The 18,640-nt window shown below is 49.1% G+C and carries 13 protein-coding genes; 4 read left to right on the forward strand and 9 right to left on the reverse strand.

Annotated elements, in window-relative coordinates; genetic code table 11:
• Positions 1-105: 105 nt before the first annotated feature.
• From BLU99_RS05545 to BLU99_RS05555, 3 genes are read right to left on the reverse strand one after another with little or no spacing between them, the layout of a single operon-like run.
• On the reverse strand, positions 106-1,803 hold the full coding sequence (locus tag BLU99_RS05545; RefSeq protein ID WP_091900194.1) for a RagB/SusD family nutrient uptake outer membrane protein: 1,698 nt from the start codon (positions 1,801-1,803) through the stop codon (positions 106-108).
• 16 nt (positions 1,804-1,819) lie between these two features.
• Positions 1,820-4,873, reverse strand: a complete 3,054-nt coding sequence (locus tag BLU99_RS05550) for a SusC/RagA family TonB-linked outer membrane protein (protein ID WP_091900195.1) — start codon at positions 4,871-4,873, stop codon at positions 1,820-1,822.
• A 31-nt stretch (positions 4,874-4,904) separates the two neighbouring features.
• The gene (locus tag BLU99_RS05555) at positions 4,905-6,236 is read right to left on the reverse strand and encodes a glycoside hydrolase family 28 protein (protein ID WP_091900196.1); all 1,332 of its coding nucleotides are present in this window, start codon (positions 6,234-6,236) and stop codon (positions 4,905-4,907) included.
• Positions 6,237-6,361: 125 nt separating this feature from the next.
• Here BLU99_RS05555 and BLU99_RS05560 point away from each other — a divergent pair, with 125 nt between their 5' ends.
• Positions 6,362-7,258, forward strand: coding sequence for a PfkB family carbohydrate kinase (locus BLU99_RS05560; protein WP_091900197.1), 897 nt, complete (start codon positions 6,362-6,364; stop codon positions 7,256-7,258).
• Positions 7,259-7,262: 4 nt separating this feature from the next.
• Here BLU99_RS05560 and BLU99_RS05565 read toward each other — a convergent pair whose 3' ends face one another.
• Genes BLU99_RS05565 through BLU99_RS05580 form a run of 4 tightly spaced genes read right to left on the reverse strand, consistent with a single transcriptional unit; the run spans position 7,263 to position 10,510 of the window.
• On the reverse strand, positions 7,263-7,760 hold the full coding sequence (locus BLU99_RS05565) for an RNA polymerase sigma factor (RefSeq protein ID WP_091900198.1): 498 nt from the start codon (positions 7,758-7,760) through the stop codon (positions 7,263-7,265).
• 12 nt (positions 7,761-7,772) lie between these two features.
• A complete protein-coding gene (locus tag BLU99_RS05570) occupies positions 7,773-8,780 on the reverse strand; it encodes a glycoside hydrolase family 43 protein (RefSeq protein WP_091900199.1) in 1,008 nt (335 codons plus the stop codon).
• Between the two features lie 33 nt (positions 8,781-8,813).
• A complete protein-coding gene (locus tag BLU99_RS05575; RefSeq protein WP_176771056.1) occupies positions 8,814-9,047 on the reverse strand; it encodes a hypothetical protein in 234 nt (77 codons plus the stop codon).
• A 14-nt stretch (positions 9,048-9,061) separates the two neighbouring features.
• The gene (locus tag BLU99_RS05580) at positions 9,062-10,510 is read right to left on the reverse strand and encodes an MFS transporter (RefSeq protein ID WP_091900201.1); all 1,449 of its coding nucleotides are present in this window, start codon (positions 10,508-10,510) and stop codon (positions 9,062-9,064) included.
• A gap of 204 nt (positions 10,511-10,714) precedes the next feature.
• Here BLU99_RS05580 and BLU99_RS05585 point away from each other — a divergent pair, with 204 nt between their 5' ends.
• The 3 genes from BLU99_RS05585 (at position 10,715) to BLU99_RS05595 (ending at position 16,395) form a co-directional block, all read left to right on the forward strand.
• Positions 10,715-12,679 carry a sialate O-acetylesterase gene (locus tag BLU99_RS05585; protein WP_176771057.1) on the forward strand — a complete coding sequence of 655 codons (1,965 nt, stop codon included), beginning with the start codon at positions 10,715-10,717 and terminating at the stop codon, positions 12,677-12,679.
• Between the two features lie 12 nt (positions 12,680-12,691).
• Positions 12,692-14,101, forward strand: coding sequence for an MFS transporter (locus tag BLU99_RS05590; RefSeq protein ID WP_091900203.1), 1,410 nt, complete (start codon positions 12,692-12,694; stop codon positions 14,099-14,101).
• A gap of 167 nt (positions 14,102-14,268) precedes the next feature.
• Positions 14,269-16,395, forward strand: a complete 2,127-nt coding sequence (locus tag BLU99_RS05595) for a sensor histidine kinase (protein WP_091900204.1) — start codon at positions 14,269-14,271, stop codon at positions 16,393-16,395.
• Here the strand turns inward: BLU99_RS05595 and BLU99_RS12150 are convergent.
• Positions 16,392-16,559, reverse strand: coding sequence for a bacteriocin (locus BLU99_RS12150; protein WP_143065734.1), 168 nt, complete (start codon positions 16,557-16,559; stop codon positions 16,392-16,394). The genes BLU99_RS05595 and BLU99_RS12150 overlap by 4 nt on opposite strands.
• Positions 16,560-16,613: 54 nt before the next feature.
• Positions 16,614-18,632, reverse strand: coding sequence for an alpha-L-arabinofuranosidase C-terminal domain-containing protein (locus BLU99_RS05600; protein ID WP_176771058.1), 2,019 nt, complete (start codon positions 18,630-18,632; stop codon positions 16,614-16,616).
• Positions 18,633-18,640 lie beyond the last annotated feature (8 nt).

Consider the following 18,640-nt stretch of genomic DNA (forward strand, 5'->3'; position numbering starts at 1 on the left):
TTTCTTCTTAGAGCCCTAGCATCACAAAACTTCTTATAATAATAGTCTGGGCAGCCACAAAAAAGGCTGCCCAGAGGAGATCATGATGTTATTAGGTTATTCCATTTAATAACCAGCGTTCTGCTGCCAGTTAGTGTTTGTGTTAAGTACCCCTTGCGGAATAGGGAACACGCGACACTCCTTATCGAAACGAGCCGTTGGGAAGCCCTTGCGATGAAAACCATACTCATCCTCGAAATGCCCAAAACGGATCATGTCGTTACGACGCCAATTCTCGTCGAACAACTCACGACCACGCTCTGCATAGATATCCTCCAGCGATGGAGCTTCTGTGATCAGTGGCGCATGTACGTAAGAACGGATCTCGTTGAACAAGGTTTGAGCAGTCTGGTCATTTGTGACAGATGCACCACGGGTGATAGCCTCAGCCTTCGTCAGCAGGATATCGGCGTAACGGAAGATGGGCAAATCGTTTGACTGATTGCGCCCGTTGATAAAGTCCTCGCGGATTACGAAGTATTTCACCGACTTATAGCCCTGACTCCAACCCTTCACGTCCTTACCCGTATTCAACATGGCACAGTCAGCAGGATAGAGTGACGTGTTCTTAATACCATCCTCATACTCGACATAATGCGGATCACCCTCAGCGTCGACCCATTTCAGACGGATGGTTTTGTCGAGACAAATCGCCTCATCTTTGTACTTATACGGTGTAGAGGTCTTAGCATATGTCGTAGGATCAAACATGTAAATCTGTCCAGCCAGAATATTCTCCTGACGATCATCACTCTCCAATGCCATCAACACATCGGCGAATTCGGGTGAGATAGAGAAGTTTCCACCCGTGGAGTTTCCTATATCAGAGCCGAAATAGCCTGCACCACCATTGCCATCGTTACGTCCCTGACGCCAGATACGCGGACGACAATACTGGAAGCCCTGTGCAGTAATGGCGTCATAAGGCATCGCGTAGATAAAATCCTTCACCTGATAACCATTATTGGGCCAGAACTTCGAACGATAACCGTCGGCACCCTCAGAAAGACTAAACTGACCTGAGTTGATGATATCGTCGCAAAGAGTCACCACATCGTTCAGATGCTCATTATTATAATTGGCAGCATCGTATGCGGTCACATCACTAGCAGTATAGACGGGCCAGTTAATATAAAGTTTCACTAAAAGAGCCTCGGCAGTATAACGTGTCGGCTTACCGTAAGTACTGACATCCACATTCGCAGGCAGCAATGGTATGATAGTCTTTAGTTCGCTCTCAATCCAACGAGCTACCTCGGCACGCGGTGAACGGTTGATCTGCTCACCATCAACAGCCAAGTGATCGAGGATTGGTGTGTCACCATAGCTATCCATCAGAATCCATGAATAGAAAGCACGCATATAACGGGCTTGGGCCGTACCATCTTTCTCCTCACCACCCATGTTCAGGATCACACGGTTGGCCTTAGTGATGCCGGCAGCCACCTCTTCATACCAACCCGTGGAAGCGCTGCTAGGATCAAAATTATGCAGAGAGCACTGAGCATATATTCCACCGTCAGCATAATCGCCATCGAAACTGATGCCCACCCACTCGTCGGATGACAGAGCCTGCGACTCCATATAACGACGTCCCAGAGTACCACGCAGATGGAAATAGACATCGGCCATCTGAGCCTCCACGGCAGCCTCGCTATCGGGATATTCCGTGAACTGTGCCTCGGGGATCACATCCAGATCAGTACAGCTGGCAGTCATTGCCATCAGTCCAGCTGCAAGAAATATTCTTATATTTGTTTTCATATATTATCCTTGTATTTTAGAAGTTAATCTTAGCACCAATGATAAACGAACGTGTGTGAGGATAGAAAGTCTCCCGGTAATCGATGCCGGGATCAAGTCCACCAAGGTTTACCTCCGGGTCGATACCACTATAACCGGTAATCGTCAGCAGATTGTTACAGGTTGCATAGAGTTGCATACTCTGCGCCCATCCACCAAGTTCCTTAAAGGTATATCCGAGCGTTAGTGTTGAGAGACGCAGATAACTGCCATTCTCGATATAATTGTCACCAGGAATATGAGCATTAGCATCTGCTTGCCATTTCTTATCGTTCACCATTTCAGCGAGCACGTTCTTGCCACCAGCCAGATGTCCTTGGAAACTATAGTGAGCCTTGGTGGCATTCAGGATCTTATTACCCAGCACGCCCTGGAAGAAAGCCGTAAGACTCCAGTTCTTATAATTCAGTGTATTGCTCCATCCATAAACGAGTTTCGGCTGTGCATTGCCGCAATTCGCCTTGTCGTCGTAGCCAGGATTAGAAGTTACCCAGTTGCCATCGGCGTCCTGATAGGTGTCAGGCTGGATTTTTCCTTCACCGTCCTTGTGTTTCTCAAGATCACCAACATAAAATACGCTATTACCGTTGGTATCATAGCCGGCATGCCTGTATGTCCAGAACGTACCAAGAGGTTCGCCCTCCATGATGCGCTGTACGTCAGCATTAGAGGCGATGCCGCCGATATTCGGGTTACCATAATCCACATAATCAACGCTGTATGTAGAATTAGAGAGCTTATCAACCGTATTCCTATTATGAGAGAGGTTCAGCGTTGTCTGCCACTGGAAGTCCTTCGTCTTGACGGGAATGGCATTGATTGTGAATTCGACACCGTTATTGGTGATATCGCCCACATTAGCACGAATCCAGTTCAGAGGATAGACGCTTGTTGAAACAGCGTAGTTCCAGATTAGGTCGGAAGTCTTCTTGTTGTAGTACTCAATACTACCATTGATACGTCCACCAAGGAAAGCAAAGTCAAGGCCGATATTCAACATTGACGTACGTTCCCACTTCAGATCGGGATTGGGATTGTTCTGTGCCTCAATACCATACATCGTATACTTGGTTCCATCGGGCAAGATATACTCAAACGAGTTGCTGTTCAGACCATAGGTGGCGATAGCATCATAAGCACCAAAGCCCATGGCATTACCACTGACACCATAACCTACACGGAGTTTGAGTTGATCAAAGACACTCTGATTTTTCATAAAGTCCTCTTCTGTGATATTCCATGCTGCAGATACAGAAGGGAAGGTTCCCCACTTATGATCGGCACCAAACACGGAAGAGCCGTCACGACGAATAGTAGCCTGCAGCATATATCGGCTATTAAACGAGTAATTGGCACGTCCATAGAACGAGATATTACGGATGGTTGCCTTGGAAGATCCTGTCACATCAGTGATTCCATTGATATTATTGGCATAGCGGAGATTCCAGAAACCAGTCACATCGTTGTAGAAGTTATTGACAGTGACACCGAACCCATCACCATTGGTTCGCTCCTCCCAGCTATAACCTGCCATCAGACCGAGTTTATGCACCTTGTTAAGAGTGACATCATAGTTTCCATAAGTCTCGAAAGTCTGGTTATGACGCAGGTAGGTATCTCGATGAGCACGACCGTTATAACCTTTTTCCATCTGAGTCTGGTGGGTCTGATACCAACTATAGGTGTTCTGTCCGCTGTCGTATGAGTAGTTGACATGCCATACCAGTCCCTCCACAATCTTCATAGAGGCCTTAGTGATAAACTGCAGACGTTTCCACTCGTTCTCATTACCATTCTCATAGATCATTGACAGCGGGTTGTAATTAGCAGAACCGACATACGACTCATACCACGTGCCATCCGCATTCTTCACGGGGTTGGTAGGTGAATAGTAGTTCATGGCATCAAGCACACTCTTACCAGAGTTTGATGAGCCGCCGCCACTCATGGGCACACCCTTATGCTTGCCTTGCATGGCATTCAAACCGAGAGAGAGTTCTAGGCGATCCTTCAGGATCTTGGTGGTCAACAATGAACGGGCATTCACACGGTTCATCCCTGTTCCGCGTACCACACCCTCACGATTCATATAGTTGACAGATCCCATGTACTTGGTTTTGGCATTACCACCAGAGATACTCACATTATGATTATGACTGAATCCTGTTCGAAGAACTTCATCCTGCCAGTCAGTATCACCACCGCCATCTTGCTCGGCACCGATAAGACCAGAGGAACGGAGCTGTGAGGCTGATGCCATATCAAGCGTCTTCAGTACATTGTCAAAAGCAACATAACCATTATAGGTCACGTTCGTTTTCCCCTCCTGACCACTCTTGGTGGTGATAATGATGACACCATTTGCGGCTTTAGAACCATAGATTGCCGTGGCCGACGCATCGCGGAGCACATCGATCGACTCGATATCGTCGGGAGCCACCATCGAAATGTCAACACCAGGAATTCCGTCGATGACATAATACGGCTGCATAGCATCTCCTGTACGCAGTGAAGAGGCACCGCGGAGGGTGATAGAAGGAGTTCCTGAGGGGTCGCCACTAGTGGTTACCGTCAGACCTGCCACCTTTCCCTGCAGCATCGAAGCTGGATCGGTGAACACACCTTTGTTCAGATCCTCCGACTTCACTGTAGTGATAGAGGACGTTACATCTTTTCGTCGCATGGTACCATAACCGACTACCACCACCTCGTTGAGCAACTTACTGTCTTCCTGCATGACAACTGTCATACTATTGGTCGCAGCCAGTGTCTGGGGGGTATAGCCCACATACGAGAAGCTTATCTTTGCCCCTCGGTTGACGGTCAGCGAGAACTTTCCGTCAATGTCGGTCACAGTACCGTTGTTGGTTCCCACTTCCAGGATACTCACACCAATCAGCGGTTCGCCTGTTGCATCCTGTACAATTCCGGACACCTTGTTCTGTGCCACCATCACTGTACTGCAGAACAGGAAGAACACGAAGAACAGCGCCTTCTGTGTTCCTTGTTTCAGATTTAGAATCATTCGCATAGATACATTAATTAAAGTTAGTATTATTACATTAGTTGTTTATTTGTACGTCGGCATTTTCCGTTACAAGGGGTACTGTCTGCCTTATCAGTTCTTCACGTCCCACTTGGATGAATCCCTCACCCTTGCATGGTCGCTTGTCAATTGCCAGCGAATCCGCTTCTCCTAAGTTCAAGTTTACACAGACATGATTAAAAAAGATATCCTTCACCTTTCCTGGCACTTCACCACCTACAAAACAGCCATTCTCACTGTTAGCGGTGATATGGTTGAACCAGATACGGCTCACCTCACCGCAACGCCCTTCAACTTGTCCTTTTGGGAAACGCCAGTTGGCATCCTTATGATTACCATTGGCCCGGGGATAGCTCGTCACATAAATCGGCTCTGCCTTACCCCACCACACATCACTCCACAAATGACAGTCGAGATGGATATTCGAAAAAACGATATCGGTCACTGTTCCTTCGTCACGGTTCTGGATCCCTAAGCCACGGTTAGAAGCAGTGATAATACAATTGTCGACCAACACGTTATAGATAGAATCCATATTCTCACTACCAATCTTAATTGCGCATGAACGCGAGGACATCACACAGTTTGTCACAGTGATATCGTGGCAAGAGCCATACCGTTCGAACTCCCGGCGATTCTTCAGACATATACAATCATCGCCCGATGTGATATGACAATTGGAAATGCGCACATGTCTCGAATGGTCGAGATCGATACCGTCGCCGTTACGAATCTTCAAATTGTTCAGTAGGTTGATCCCGTCGATGACCGCCTCATCGCAACCAATAAGATGCACCGTCCAGTATGCACCTTCACGGATGGTCACGTCACGGATAGTTAGGTTTTTCACGGCAGTCAGGGTCAAAACATGTGGACGGGGGTCAAAACTCTGATCAGCTAAAGGCTTTAACTCGAATGAATCATCCAACTCCGCGCCCATAAAAGCGATGCCGTTGCCATGGATGGTTCCCTTGCCTGTAATACTGATATTCTCCGCATTGTTAGCCCATAGCCAGAGCATCCCCTCGCCTCTGTTCTCGCCAAAGGCACTCAGATGATAGATATTCTCGTTGGGATGAGCTTTCAGAATGGCCGTGGACTCCAGATATAACTCCACGTTACTCTTCAACTCAATGGGACCAGCTAGGAAGGTATGATTACGAGGTAGTAGCACCCTACCGCCTCCATCTGCCGAGCACTGATCGATTGCACGTTGTATAGCCATAGCATCGTCTGTCACTCCATCGCCCACCGCACCTGTGTCTGTCACGTCATAGATTATCTGTCCCCTCCCGGAAGAACACGTCAACCATAGTAAGAGAGCACATAAGAATATCCTTTTAGTCATTAATAATTAGTAGAATTGTATTTAGATTGCAAAGATATACATTTTCCTGAACCAGACAAAACTTTCACAAATATTTTTTCGTATCTTTGTCGCCGGAAAGAAATAACAAACAATCAGTACGCTAAATGACAGATATCTGCTGCATCGGACATATTACCCGCGACAAGATTATCACCCAACGCCCTCCCAACACCGTCTACTGTGCCGGAGGGTCAGCCTTTTATATCGCCTGGGCATTACAAGCCCTTCCGCAAAAAGTCAGTTTTCACATGATCACCTCTGTCAGTCGGGAGATAATGCCCGAGGTAGAAAGACTCAGAAAAGGCGGTATCCGCGTCACAGCCTACGAGAGTCCATTCAACGTGTTTTTCGAGAACACCTATGGTGAGAATATGGATGACCGTACCCAACGAGTACTCGCGAAATCAGATTCCTTTACCCTTGACCAACTGAGGAATGAAGAAGCAAAGGTATTCCATCTCGGCACATTGTTGGCCGATGATTTCGCACCGGAGGTGGTGGATTTTCTCGCAAAGAAAGGTGATGTATCGATAGATGTACAAGGCTATCTGCGCAGGGTGATACCTGACGGGAACGGAGCATGGAAGGTGATCGCTACAGACTGGCCTGATAAACTGCGCCTACTACGCCATACCGCCATCCTAAAAGTGAATGAACAGGAGAGTCTGGCACTCACCGGCCTTGCCAATCCACATACCGCAGCCGAGCAGATTCAAGACTGGGGCGTGCGCGAGGTAATCATCACGCTTGGTAGTGGTGGATCGGTGGTTCTGGCTGAAGGCCGTTTCTACGAGGTACCAGCCTATCCGCCACAAACTGTTGTCGACGCCACAGGCTGTGGCGACACTTACAGTGCAGGCTATCTCTACTGTCGTGCACAAGGAATGGACTATATCGAAAGGTGTCGCTTTGCTGCCGCCATGTGTACACTCAAACTAGAGCATACTGGCCCCTTCGAACACACCATCGACGATGTGCATCGCATCATCAATGGAAAATAAATACCTATGCGTACTGGCGCATATACTGGCGCATAGCCTTACGGGCCGTACCCAGACGATGCTCGACCGACTTATAACCTTCACCAAGACGGAGGGATATCTCGCTGACCTTCATACCACCATAGACATGGAGGCGGTAAACCTCGCGACAATTCTCCGGCAAACGGGCCAATCCGCGCTCCAACCCCTCCATAACCTCACGGACAGAGAAGATTGAATCTGTGGATATCTCCGTACTACACACGCCTTTGATATAGTGCTCATACTCCTCAAAGGTGGCATGTCGACGATAATAGTCACTGATCAGATTACGTGCCACGGTATAGACCAGACACGGCAGGGTCACCTCAGAGATCATCTTATCAGTGGTCAACAACCTGAGGAAGACATTCTGTACGATGTCCTCTGCCAGATCGCTACCACCGAGACGGCTACTGACAAACGCCAGCAGCTCGTCACGGTGAGCAATATAATAATCGGTTATTAGCTGATGATTCTTCATGGTTTAATGTTCTTACTCGTTCTCCACCTTACGGATGGTTCCATCCTCATTGTAGAACAGACGCTGTACCTTCAACGAGCGCAGATGTGTAACATCGTTGGAAGGAACACAATCGTGGTAGAACAGGAACCACTCACCCTTGTACTCTACAATGCTATGATGGGTAGTCCAACCAACAACCGGGTCAAGCAGCACTCCCTGATAGGTAAATGGTCCGTAGGGGTTGTCACCGATGGCATAGCAAAGGAAATGACTGTCACCAGTAGAATAACTGAAGTAATACTTTCCGTTATACTTATGCATCCATGATGCCTCGAAGAAACGATGAGGATCACCAGCCTTCAGTGGCTTACCTTCCTTATCGAGAATGACTACCTCATGCGTAGCCTCAGCGAACTGCAGCATATCATCGCTCATGCGAACAACAGAACTCGAGAGAGCAGGCACATCGGCTGGTGCATAGAGCTGTGTCTTCTTGTCGGGGGCAGGACCAAGATCGACACCCTCCTTAAGAAGCTTCTCCGGCGACTTGTACCACTGAAGCTGTCCACCCCAGAGACCACCGAAATAACAATATATCTGACCGTCGTCATCCTTAAACAGGCAGGGGTCAATGCTGAAAGAGCTACGGATGGGATGCTCCTGAGGAACAAACGGCCCTTCGGGCTTGTCGGCCACAGCCACACCAAGATGGAACACACCATTATAGTCTTTTGCAGAGAATACCAGATAGTATTTACCATCTTTCTCTATCACGTCATTATCCCACATCTGCTTCTCTGCCCAAGGCACCTGGTCTACATGAAGAATCATACCATGATCGGTCACCTCGCCATTTTCCACGTCATCCATGGAGATAACGTGGTAGTCCTTCATCTGGAAATGTCCGCCATCGTCGTCGAAGGCAGCACCAGCCTCCCAATCATGAGAAGGATAGACGTACAGGCGTCCGTTGAAAACATTTGCAGATGGATCTGCATAATAATCTTTTGGAAAAAGATAACGTGGAAGTTTTGCCATATTTCTTGTTTTTTATTTGTTACTTATCATCCTTTATAGTCTCATCATCCATAGCAGTGTGCTTCCAGCTAGAACATCTCCGGAATACTGCCGGACGATGGCGGATGCCGCCGCATCCTGACCGCCCGACTGTTTCTGGTTCAAGGATGTACCAGTCAGGCTACTCTTGCCAAGGCCATCCTTGGGTTCTCTCTGCGCATTCGCATGCTGAGTGAACAAACAAACTACTAATATAACTACTAACCTATAAAAATATCTCTTTGTCATTTATCTTTCTTATCTCAGTTGTTGTCAACCTGACTGGCCGCATTCCGGCGTCGCGCTGCCAACTCTGCCTGCATGTTTTCGTTGTATTCCTTTGTTATCGGATAGAAATGAAGTGACAAGACACCTATGCTAAAGAGGATAGCAGGCACAATACTCGATACCAGACGAATACCCTCCATCGCACTCTCATTCTGTATGGATACATTCCCAGAGACATAACCGAACATTGAGATGATGATGCCGGCAATGGCACCTCCGAGACCTAGGCCCAGCTTCAGTGCCAAAACGATACCAGAGAAGCAAAAGCCCGTGGCCCGACGATGATTCTCATATTCAATATGGTCGGCCACATCACCAATCATCGCCCATAACAACGGCACCGTTGGTGCGTAAGCTAAGGAACGTAGGAAATTCAGGACAAACAGGAGACTCACATCCGTCGGTGAAGGAATGTAGAACATCGCCGTAAAGAAGGCCGTCATAGACAGACATACCATGAATACCTTCTTCTTGCCGTATTTATTTGCTAAATACTGTGACAGACAGATCACACCTATGAACTGCACGATAGCACCCATCATATTAAAGGCAGAGAATCCAAGCGAATAAGACTCCTGCATATCTGCTACCACTCCGAAAACGCCGAGGAAGTCCTGAAGGGATTTCTGATCGACATTATACTGGAAATAAAAACTCATAGCCGATCCCCACATGGCCAGTGTGATAAAGAGCACAAAGGTCAGCAGCGACATAGAGTTCCACGAGATGTCGGAGACCGTTCCCCTGATATCTTCCTTAATGTCCACCTTCTGCATTGGCGGAGGCTGAATGCGCTCCTTGGAAACAGCGAAAGTAACAATAAAGAACAGCAGGGCTATCACGGCAAACAGGCAAATCGTCCACGACCAGCCCCGTTGCAGATTACCTTGTCCGAAATGTTCAACCAAGGGAAGCGTCAGTCCCTGTACCACAAACTGGGCGATGGTCACCACGACAAAACGGATTGTCGTGATACTGGTTCTCTCCCTAATATTACTGGTCATCACACCGCCCAAAGAGGTGTATGGCACGTTATTCGAGGAATAGACCGTCATGAGCAGGATGTACGACACCGTCGCATAGACAGCCACCATCGCTTTCTCATGGATGCCTGGATTGTAGAATGCCAGGATATAGAAGACACAGAATGGTATGGCCGTCCAAATGATCCACGGACGGAATTTTCCCCATCTGGTTTGCGTACGGTCTGCAAGAATGCCCATGACCGGATCGACAATTACCGCCGAGAAACTACCAAGCATCAAAATCGTTCCTGCCACAGCACCATCCAGTCCGAACACATCCGTGTAGAACTTCAACTGGAATATCATCATCATTTGGAACACAAGATTGGCGGCAGCATCTCCCAACGAGTAGCCGATCTTCTCTCCAAATGAAACTTTCTGCGACAGACTATCCTGCATCTTTCCGTTTTATGATTATGAAACAACGCCCTTGCTCACAACGCGCGTATGGGTTTTGGTTGCAAAGATAAGAATAATCGGCCACTTTCGTATTCTAATATGTTACAGATGCTTTTCTAAATGTTTCATTTGACGAGAAAAACACGATTATGCGCCATTTCAACGGAGTTTTTTAGTATATTTGCAACATCAAAAATGCATTTTATGAAGAAACTTCTGTTTTTATGTACGGTACTACTATGCTCTTTTCCGAGCAACGCAAAGGTCTCTCTTCCGCAGTTGTTCCAGTCGGGCATGGTACTTCAGCGTAATAAAACTATACCCGTTTGGGGCAAGGCTGACGTAGGAGAAACTGTCATTCTTCTGTTCAACAAGAAACAATATACGACGACGGCAGGCGCAGACGGACGTTGGCGTATCGATCTGCCGAAGATGAAAGCTGGTGGTCCTTATCGGATGACCATCAACGAACTGACGCTTGACGATATACTTATTGGTGACGTGTGGCTTCTCTCTGGACAGTCAAATATCGACGTACACATTGAGCGCGTCTATCCCCAGTACACTCAGGAAATCGACTCTTATGAGAATTCTCTTATCCGTCTATTCCGAGTACAGAATGATACCGACCCCCACGGTGTCAAAGACGACATTAGACCGACCCCCACCAACTGGAAACCACTCAACAAACAGAATGCATGGCCTTTTTCTGCTATAGGCTACTTCCTCGGCAAGCGTATGTTCGAGAAGAATAAGGTAGCCCAGGGCGTCATCGTGAACAGTTGGGGCGGCACTCCCATCGAGGCTTGGATATCGAAAGACTCTCTTGAGCACGACTACCCCATGCTTGTGAAACGTGCACAGTTCTTTCAGAGCGACAACTATGTAAAAGCACAGTCGCAGGCTAACATGGAGGCAGAGCGCCAGTGGCAGAAGATCCTGCAAGATACCGACCTCGGCATTCAGCAGAACTGGACGGCAGCCGACTACGACGACTCTGACTGGCAGACCATCGACCAGTGGAAATGGGGATGGCGAAACACCGGTACCGTATGGCTGCGACAGCATATCCATATCGACAAAGCGCATGCAGGGAAGCCTGCCCGTCTGCTGCTCGGCACCCTTTTCGATTGTGACGTGACATACCTTAATGGTCAGCAGATCGGACAGACAGGGTATCAGTATCCCCCACGTCGCTATGATATCCCCGAGGGATTGCTCCGTGAAGGCGACAACGTGATTAGCGTGCGTTTTATCAATAAGTATGGTGTGGCCCATTTCCTTCCTGAAAAACCTTATCTGATCGCTTTTGGCGACGACCGTTGGTCGCAGAACCCCATGCCAAAGGACATCATTCCCCTCGGTGAGACATGGAAGATGCGTGTAGGTACAGAGATGCCTAGCTGTCCCAGTGGTGACGTGTCGCTGCAGAATATCCCCACCACACTTTATAATGCTGTCCTTTATCCCTTAGCACCCTACGGCCTCAGTGGTATTGTCTGGTATCAGGGCGAGTCGAATACAGGCAACCCCGCTCCTTATGCCGACTACCTGAAGAAACTGATGGGCTGCTGGCGCGACTGTTGGCAGGACCAGCAGATGCCGTTCGTGATTGTACAGTTAGCCAACCACGATGGTCGTATGCAGTCGGCATTCCCAAGACCCATCACCTCTCAGACAGAACCCATGAACAGCGGATGGGCTCAGCTCCGTGAGGCTCAGCGCACCGTTGCCAAGGCAGATACCTGGGCAGAACTCGCTGTTATCAATGATCTGGGTGAGACCGTCGACATCCATCCTCTCCGCAAGAAGGAGGTTGCGGCACGTATCGGGCTCTGCTTCGACCGTCTCTTATATAATAATAAGGTGGAACTCTCGCCTGAGGTCATCGCTGGGGAGGTGACAGATAAGGCCATCGTCCTTACGCTCGACCAACCCGTTCAGTCCGGAGAGGTCTTCGAGTTCGAGGTGGCAGACAAAGCCGGCTTCTTCCATAATGCCGAGGCCAGGGCCGAGAAAAACAAGATATACATTCAACTGGGTGACAATGCCCCCTCTGCCATCCGTTACGCTTGGAAGGACAATCCTCTCAAGGCGAATGTCCGCTCACTGAACGGACTGCCCATGAGTTCCTTCGAATTAGAAATAACAAACAATAAATCTAAATAATCATTTAAAATTATGTCAACTACAAACGAAACCAAGGGTTTTTACAAACTCTCATGGCTACAGCGCATCGGCTTCGGAGCCGGTGACCTGGCACAGAATCTTATCTATCAGACCATTTGTATGTATCTGCTGTTCTTCTACACCGATGTCTACGTACTCGGTGGCGATGCAGCTAAATCAGCAGGATTGGCAGGAACCATGTTCCTCGTTGTCCGTCTTGTCGACGTTTTATGGGATCCTCTCGTAGGAACGTTTGTCGACAAGCACAATCCAAGTCTTGGCAAGTATCGCAGTTATCTGGTTACTGGCGGTATTCCCCTTACTATCCTTGCCATCCTCTGTTTCTGGGACGGTTTCGCACCTTCCATCATATATGCCTACCTGACCTATGTCGGCATGTCGATGCTCTACACATTGATCAATGTGCCTTACGGAGCTCTGAACTCATCACTGACACGCGACACCGATGAGATTACCGTACTTACTTCTGTCCGTATGTTTATGGCCAATGTCGGCGGTCTTGCCGTATCTGCAGGTGTGCCTATCCTGGTAGCCATCTTCGCATCCTCGGAGACCCTGCCTATTGAAATGGCACTCTTCATGGGTCTTGGCTCTCTGCCCTCGTTTATCTTCATGCCATTGGTACCGGCTATCAAGAAGAAGGTTGGAAAGAAAAACATGTTCTACATCTTCCTTTCTGTGGCCATTATCGGTATGGGTATGCTGTATGTCATCAGCAAGATGGGCACCGTAAAGGAGAATATCACGCTGGTTTACATCGCACAGTTTATTAAGTCGACTGGTGTCATCGTAGCCACCGGTTATATGTGGGCTCTTATCCCTGAGGTCATCTCGTATGCTGAATACACCACAGGCCGTCGTATCGCCGGTATCGTGAATGCCCTGACAGGTATCTTCTTCAAGGCCGGTATGGCTCTGGGTGGTGTCGTTCCGGGGCTCGTGCTGGCTATGACCAACTACGTTCCCGCCGAAGAGGCTACCACTCTGCCGAAGAACTCTGGTGCATGGTTCACCACAATGCTCATCTACTCTCTCGTTGGTCTCGCCCTACTTCTCTTCTGCTTCTCACAGACAAAGGAGCGTGTGGTAATGGATAAGTCAGAGTCTCAAAACGTGAAAGTCAGCGACTTGTGGATGGAGTTCCTACGTAACCGTCCCCTCCGCATCATTGCACTGTTCTTCATCACAGCCTTCGCCATGATGTCTGTAGGTAACGCAGCAGGTGCTTACTTCATGAACGACCTCGAGCTTCAGTCACCATTGGCACAAGAGGGTATCCGCTGGCTGGTATGTATCATCCCCGCCATCCTGCTCATCGTAGCCATGTTCATTATTTCTAAATACGAACTGACCGACGAAGTCATCGACGATATCAATAAGAAGATCGAGGCTCGCGGTTAACATCATTCTTTGATACAAATATTTAGAGACTGCCGAGACGGGATTCGTTTTTCTCCCGTTTCGGCATTCTTTATTTTATTTAAGGAATAAATAACAGAACAACAAGTCACAACTAACAAACTTTTTGTATATTTGCAGCACACAACTGAAGAAGTATACTTTAAGTTATGAGAGAGAGAAAACAATTTAATCGACTACTACCTGCTGTCCTGATGTGCATCACCCTTCTACTGTCGGCCTGTCATCTGACGACCAACAACAAGACAGAAGAGAAAGGAGCCAAGAATCTTACGAAACTCGACTCCCTGATGTATGCCATCTACGACGAACGGTACACCTATCCACAGCATGCCTTGCTGATGACCGACAGTCTGCAGGAAACAGGCGACCTGACGTCAAACATGGCCGACGAATGCAGAGCTGAAATCTACGATGCTCTGGGACAGTCGCGCACCGCCTCCTTTTATGCACAGAAGTCGTTGAAGGACGGACTCCTTTTCGAGGAGGATGCCCCAAGTTTCTATGCGGCCTACCGACTACTGGCACATATCAACATCAACAACATGAACTGGAAGAAGGCGCTCGATTACGCCACAAAAGGACTGAACCATGCCAAGAAAGACAATAGCCGTCTTGCACAGGATTACATCCCCAAGTTCCTGAGTCAGATCGGTTCTTGTCAGATCATGCTCGGCCGAAAGCAAGAGGGCAATGCTAACTTCCAACGCGTCTATGAGACAGTGGAGCAGGAGACAAAGAAACGAAATCGCTTCGACCTACACTACAATCTGTTCGCTATCGTCAGCAACTGCATAGAGTGCCATCTCATGGAAGAGAATATAGCAGAGGCAGAAAGCTGGTTGCCACGTATGGAAGAGGCCTATGAGAAGGCATTGGCTGCACCCGACATCAAGGAGGATTTCTCGGCTTATGCCAAGCAGTGCATGGAGATTAACAAAGCACTAGTACTGGCAAAGGCCGGACATACGGCCGAGGCGGCAAAGCACTACCGTTGTTACCTGGCTTCCACCAGTGAACAGGACAACGACTTCCTCGGTGCCCAAATCAGTTATCTCAAGACCACCGGTCAGTGGGCTGAGTTGGCAGAGCTCTCCGAGCAGATCAGTACCTTCCATCAGGGACAAGAGAAGACACCCTCTATGGACTACCTGCGCCTGGAACTAGCCCCTTTGTTCCAAGCCCAGTTGAAATCCAAACATACAGGAAAAGCACTTGCCACCGCAGAACGGATCACCAACCTGCTCGACTCTGCCTATATCCGTACACGCAACGATGATGCCGCAGAGTTGGCTGTCATCTACGAGATTCAGGAAAAAGAAGCGACGATTGCAAAACAACAGGCCGATATCATTGCGAAGAACGCCTCCATCACACGGATAGAGATGATGACGGTGGCAGGCATCCTGTTACTCTTGGTCGTGTTCCTTATTGTCTTCTCATTCCACCGCCAACAAGCGGCGGGGCGACTAAAGGCTGCCCACGCCGAACTGCAGGAGGCCTATAAGGAACTGGAACAGAAGAACGAACAACTGACAACTGCCAATGCACTTGCACAGGAGTCGTCGAGGATGAAGACAGACTTCATCCATCAGATCTCACATGAGATCCGCACCCCCTTAAACGTACTCAGCGGCTTCACGCAGATTGTGACATCTCCCGGCATGGAACTCGACGACGCGACGAAGCAGGACATCAACAACAAGATCACAGAGAATACCGACCGTATCACCAGTCTGGTAAACAAGATGCTGGAACTCAGTGAAGCCAGTAGTCTCACCGTCATCGAACGTAACGACGAGGTGCCGGCAGTACAGGTTGCATCGCAGGCCGTCGAGGAAAGCGGTATCACCCATCTGCCACATCTCAAGTTCGACATACAAGTATCGGAAGATGTGGAGAACACCATGATCAAGACCCATCTGAAGCAGGCAACCCGTGCGCTCGTGCTCCTACTTGACAATGCCCAGAAGTTCACCATACAAAACGAGAAATCCCAGGACCAGGAGGATACAAAAAAGCCGTCGGTTCTGCTAAAGGTTGTCAGAACCGACGGCTTCGTACAGTTTATCGTCGAAGATACAGGCATTGGTGTTCCTGCAGAGGAAGCCGAGCATATCTTTGGCGAGTTCGTTCAACTCGATGAATACTACGAGGGCACCGGTATCGGTCTCACCATTGCCAGAAGCATCGCCCGCCGGTTAGGAGGCGATATCATCCTTGACACCAGCTACACTGGCGGTGCCCGTTTCGTCTACACGATTCGTGTCTGTTAGAGTTTCCTGGTTCTGATCGGATTACCTGCATTATCATTCAGGACAATCCCCATCGTGGGAGCAACCTCCATCTTGAAGTTGTAAGCCCCTACATGGTCGAGATCTGTGCGACGAGAAGGACCGCCCATGATGGCGTTCAACTCGTTCTTGCTAAGATTCTTCATAATGATAAGTTCTTAAAATTTGGTTATTAATTTAGTTAACTGTAATATGTTCATCTACAGTGAGTACTGTAGCATGACCATCGAATAAGGGGCGAGATCGAGACTGAATTTCTTGGCGGCCTTGACCGTCTCTTTCCGAGGAGCGATAGGCTGTGCCTCGTAGTTGTTCTCGTCGTCGGCATTGCCCGAGAGCGTCGTTTTCGTGGCAGTCTTCTTCAGACTCTTAAAGCGGCTGAGGTCGATGTTAACCTTCTTGGCTTCAGCTCCGGCATTGCAGAGTTTCACAAAGAGCTGACGTGTCTTGACGTTGAGCACAACACTCTGACCGTAGTGTACACCCTCCTGTGGCTGACAGACACCGGACTCGTCGCCCTCGAATGTGACACAGTCGCCATAGTAGTACTGACCAGCGCTCTGTCCGAACATCTGCTGCACATAGTAACTGCAGGTCAAGAACGGACGCTCATTGTCGAAGTAGATCAGGTCGGGGTTCCAGTTGGTATTGGTCTTTTTGGCAAAGAGCGGTGCATAAGAGGTCATGGCCACCACGTCACCGTTACGCTCCACATGAAGCAGATAGAGTCCTTCGGCCAGGGCATCAATCAGCTTCTTGTCCTTGGCGGCATATTCGCCCAGATAGACCTTCGTCTTCCGATCACGCGGATAGCTGTCATACTGACGTTTGTTCAGAAAATAGTCGCGCGGCTCATAGTAGTGCTCGTCGATGATGGGCATACCCAACTCGTCGGCCAACTTCCAACCGTTCTCCAAATCAGGATTACCCGCATGTGAACCAGGACCAGCGGTACCCACGATCACGATCTCAGGATGAACTTTCTTCACACGCTCGTAGATATATTTGAAACGCTCGCAGAACTCTGGACTGATCTTCTCCTCATTGCCCAAACCTAAGTATTTCAGATTGAAGGGAGCGGGATGACCGGCCTCGACACGCATCTTCGCCCATTTATTGGTGGCTGGATCGCCATTGGCCCACTCGATGAGGTCGATAGCCTCGTCGACCCACTCATCCATCTCATTCATAGGAACCACATCCTGAGCCTGTCCTCTCATCATCCATCCGCCATTGGCACCTTGACAACTCACACCGCAAGGCAGGATTGGGAGGGGCTGCATACCCATATCCTCACAGAACTGGAAATACTCAAAGTAGCCCAGTCCCATCGACTGATGATAGCCCCATGTGTTCTTCAGGCCACGGCGCTGCTCCTTCGGACCGATGGTGGTCTTCCAGCGGTAGGTATCCCAGAAACCATCGCCACCGCCATGCACCACACAACCGCCAGGGAAGCGCATGAACTTCGGCTGCAGGTCGGCCAGTGCCTGAGCCAGATCCTTACGCAGACCGTGCCCCTTATAAGTATCCTGCGGCATCAGCGATACCATGTCGACATCCAGGTCGCCCGTGTTGAGCACCAAAATCTGAAGAACTGCCTTCTGAGAGGTGGTGTCGGGTGTCAGCACTGCACTATATTTCTTCCAGTTCTGCTCTGTCACGTTAATCACGACGTCGGCCAGGAGCTTCGGCTCCTTGGGCATCCAGCCCTGCTGAGTCTGGGGCTCTAACAGTGCCACGCGCACCTGCTTGGCATCACCGAAGTTACGCATGAATACCGAGAAGTCATACTTCTCGCCGCCCTTGACAGAGATGCCGTCGAAACCGCCATTCTCGATACCAAAGCCTTTCCAGCCTTTATAATCATAATACTCCTTCGCCCGTTCTGTGTGCAGACGCATATAAGTGGGGTTGTTGCCGTTAAGACCGTCCGCCATACGTACCTCGAGCAGACCCAGGGAATGACCAGGACGGACGACACGCCAGGCGGTGCCAGCTCCCCAACCGTCACGTTCAGAGGGGTTATACTCAAAAGAGCCGTTCTGTACTAGCTCAGCATAAAGACCGCCGTCGGCCGAACTGCTGATATCCTCGAAGAATATACCGATCAATTCGTCACTGATAGCCTTGCCGCCGGCAGGGGCGGTCATAGGCTTCTGGGCAGAGAGTCCCAACGAGACTGCCAAAAGGGCAGCAATAGTTATTGATTGTTTCATATTTGAAG

This window comes from Prevotella sp. lc2012, from assembly GCF_900107065.1.
Lineage (GTDB): Bacteria > Bacteroidota > Bacteroidia > Bacteroidales > Bacteroidaceae > Prevotella.